Source organism: Mesorhizobium sp. M7A.F.Ca.US.002.01.1.1 (assembly GCF_004022955.1).
GTDB classification, from domain to species: Bacteria; Pseudomonadota; Alphaproteobacteria; order Rhizobiales; family Rhizobiaceae; genus Mesorhizobium; species Mesorhizobium ciceri.
The window spans coordinates 1-3,681 of record NZ_RZQE01000534.1 but is presented as its reverse complement, the minus strand read 5'-3'; the positions used below and the strand labels follow the sequence as shown (position 1 = coordinate 3,681).

At 62.1% G+C, this 3,681-nt stretch carries 2 protein-coding genes; both read right to left on the bottom strand.

The features are described from left to right. Positions 1 to 3 precede the first annotated feature (3 nt). Positions 4 to 852, bottom strand: a complete 849-nt coding sequence (locus EN932_RS31335; protein WP_024501321.1) for a DUF1194 domain-containing protein — start codon at positions 850 to 852, stop codon at positions 4 to 6. Between the two features lie 94 nt (positions 853 to 946). Next, the gene (locus EN932_RS31330; protein ID WP_128369338.1) at positions 947 to 3,508 is read right to left on the bottom strand and encodes an FAD-dependent oxidoreductase; all 2,562 of its coding nucleotides are present in this window, start codon (positions 3,506 to 3,508) and stop codon (positions 947 to 949) included. Positions 3,509 to 3,681: the final 173 nt, after the last annotated feature.

The window sequence follows — 3,681 nt, the reverse complement described above, 5'->3', positions numbered from 1 at the left end:
CGCCTAGCGGCTGTCAAACATCCAGCTGCGGTTGCGCCACATTTTCTCGCCGACCAGGCAGTCGGTGGCGGGCTTGTCCTGCGCCAATACCATCGGCGGATGCGTGGCTTCTTCTGCCGCCCATTGCGGCGAGGCCGGGCCGGCGAGTTCCAGCACCAGCTTGCGACGGATGGCTTCGGGAAACTGCGTCCAGTCATTGACTGGAATCATGAAGGCTCCGGGTCCGCCGATGACGCAGTCGCTGTAGTAGCGATCGAGATTGCTGACGTCGTAGGCGCCGGAAAAACCGCCTCGCGTCATCAGCGGCAGGCCGTTGATGACGATGCCTTGCTTGATCAGATCGTCGCGGGTCAGGTTGACCGGCGCGCCTTGATTGTTGGGGCCATCGCCCGAAATGTCGATGACCCGCTTCGTGCCCTGGTAGCCGCTTTCGGCGAACAGGTCATTGCCGAACTCCAGCGCTCCGGAGATCGAGGTGCGCCGCGCGCTGTTGGGCGGCTGAGCGGATAGTTGCGCAACCACCCGCTCGGCGTCGGTGCGGCTGGCGATCACCGTCCACGGCACGATGACGCGCTGCCAGTTGGTGCCGGCCCATTCGACATAGGTGACGGCGATCTTGCCATAAGCGCCATCGGCAATGGCCTGCAGCACATTGTCGTGCGTCAGTGCCGCGGCGTAGCCGTGACGCTGGATCTCGAGTTCGTCCGGAGACATCGACAGCGAGACATCGACGGCCAGCACCAGCTCGACATCGACGGGCTCGTCAGCTTGGGCCGCGGGCGTCAACCAGAGCGTCAGTGCGAACGCGGCGCAGCCTGAAAGGAAATGTCTTGCGCAGGCAAAAGCAGACATGCCGCGAAGGTAAGCGAAAACCGTCGGCTTAAAAAGAGAAAAGCCCGGCCGATGGCCAGGCTTTTGCCTTCATGCCCTTTGCGCCGGCTAGCAATCAGCTGCGCGGCTTCAAATTCTCCGGATCGTAGAGCGGCTTGTAGCCGACAGCCGCCACTTCGACCGGATATGTCTCACCGAAATACTCGATCGTGAGCTTGCGGCCTTCCTGGGCGTACGCCCACGGCAGATAGGCAAGACCGATATTCTTGCCGATGGTCGGGCCATAGGCCATCGAGGTGGTGAAGGACCGCCGGCCGAGTTCGTCGACCAGCGTCTCGCCGGTCTTCGGATCCATCACCGGCATGGTGCCGACGGGATAGCGGGCAACGCCTTTGGAATCGACATTCTCGGTCATCACCAGCGTGCACAGCATGGCCGGTTGGTGCTCGCGGGCGCGGTATTCGACGTGCTTCGCCTTGCCGCAGAAATCGTTCTCCTTGACCTTTGGACGAGCGAGATCCGCTTCGAGCAGATTGTACTCGGTCAGAAGGTCGGCGTTCTGCAGGCGCAGGCTCTTTTCCATGCGGCGCGTGTTGGCATAGGTCTCGACGCCGAAAGGCATCACGCCGGTCGAGCGCAGCGCGTCCCACACAGCGAGACCGTCCTCGTAGCGCATATGCAGTTCCCAGCCCTGCTCGCCGACATAGGAGATGCGGAAAGCGGTGACGTCCTTGCCGCCGATCCGGACCGGCTTGATCGCCGCGAATGGGAAGTTCTCAACATAGAGCCCGTCCGGGTTTTCGACCACCTTCTGCAAGGTCGCCCGGGCGTTCGGCCCCCAGATGCCGATGGTCACATAGTTCTCGGTCACGTCGGTGATGGTGACGTCGAAACCTTTGTCCTGTGCCGTGCGGCGCATGTACTGGAAATCGCGCGGGCCAGCATCCGCGCCGTCGATCAAACGACAGCGGTCGGCCATGCGAATGACGGTAAAGTCGGCCCGCACCATGCCTTCCTCGTCGAGGAAGTGGGTGTAGATGCCCTTGCCGATGTTGTTGTCGCCGCCAATCTTGGCTGCGCACAACCATTCCAGCAGCGCGACATGGTCTGGACCTTCGATGTCGTACATGGCGAAATGCGACAGGTTGACGATGCCGCAATCCTCGCTCATGGCGAGATGTTCGGCATTGGAGACGCGCCAGAAATGGCGGTTGTCCCATTCGTTCTCACGCACCGGCACCCGGTTGCCGTATTTCTCCAGGAGATGCTCGTTGGCGGCATAGCCGTGGGCGCGCTCCCAGCCGCCGAGTTCCATGAAATAGCCGCCGAGTTCCTTCTCGCGTTCCCAGAACGGCGAGCGCCGGATATTGCGGGCCTTGGAGAACGGCTCGCGCGGATGCACCGCCGGATTGTAGACCTTCATCGCCGTCTCGGTGCAGCGGTCCCAGATGAACTGCTCCTTGGTCTGGTGCGGATAGAACCGTGCATAGTCGATGGCATGGTGATCGATTGCGGTGCGGCCGTCGGTCATCCAGTCGGCGATCAGCTTGCCCATGCCGGGACCATCCTTGACCCAGATGGCAACGGCATACCACAGACCCCGCACCTTCTGGCTTTCGCCCATCGACGGGCCGCCGTCCGCGGTTACCTGGAGAAGTCCATTGAACGAATGGCTCTCATTATAGCCGAGTTCGCCGAGGATCGGCGTCAGTTCCATGGCGCGTTCGAGCGGCGCCAGGATCTGTTCCATGTCGAGATCGCGTTGCGACGGCGAAAGCCGCGCCTGGTCCTTCTCCAGCAGGTCGCGCGGGTGGCAAAGGCGCGGATTGGTCTCTTCGTAATAACCCCATTCGATCTGCCCGCCCTCGGCGGTCTTGGGATCACCGGTGTCGCGCATATAGGCCGAGTTGCCCTGGTCGCGCAGCAGCGGCCAGCCGATCTCCTTGCCGGTGCCGGCGAACTCGTTGTAGGGGCCGAAGAAGGTCAGCGGATGGTCGATCGGCATGACCGGCAGGTCTTCGCCGACCATTTCCGCTATCAGCCGGCCCCAAATCCCGGCGCAGACGACGACATAGTCGGCCTCGATGGTGCCGCGGTCCGTTACCACGCCTGATATGCGGCCGTCCTTGACGACCAGCGACCGGGCCGATGTGTTGGCGAAGGATTTGAGCTTGCCCGACGCTTCCGCCTGGTCGACCAGCTTGCCGGCGACCGTCTGCGAACGCGGGATGACCAGACCGGCATCGGGATCCCAAAGACCACCTTGAACAATCGCTTCTTCGATGAGCGGAAATTTTTCCTTGATCTCGGCCGGCTCGATCAGGCGCGCGCGCGTGCCAAACGCCTTGGCCGAGGCGATCTTGCGCTTGATTTCTTCCATTCGGCTGTCGTCGCCGACACGCGCGACCTCGAGGCCGCCGATACGCGCGTAATGACCCATCTTCTCGTAGAAATCGATGGAGTAGAGCGTCGTCCAGCACGACAGGAAATCGTGGCTGGTGGTGTAGCAGAAGTCGGAGGCGTGCGCCGTCGAGCCGATATCGGTCGGGATACCTGATTTGTCGATGCCGACAATGTCATCCCAGCCGCGTTCGATCAGGTGATGGGCGATCGATGCGCCGACAATACCGCCCAGGCCGACGATGACGACCCTCGCCTTTTTCGGAAACTCTGCCATTGCCCGCGACTCCAAAGTGATAAAGCGGGCGGACTATAGGGCGGAGCGGCAGCACGATTGAAGCCTGTTTGCGACATTGGCAAAAAGCCGAGCGACCAGACGGCAGAATGCTTCACACCGGGCGCCTGGGGCGGTTCGCTTTCCGGTAGGCTAACTCAGGCGAAGGCCCAGAT

Excerpts from the sequence above, each read along its gene's own strand:
- EN932_RS31335 (WP_024501321.1), bottom strand. The coding sequence starts at position 852 with ATGTCTGCTTTTGCCTGCGCAAGACATTTCCTTTCAGGCTGCGCCGCG.
- EN932_RS31330 (WP_128369338.1), bottom strand. The coding sequence starts at position 3,508 with ATGGCAGAGTTTCCGAAAAAGGCGAGGGTCGTCATCGTCGGCCTGGGC.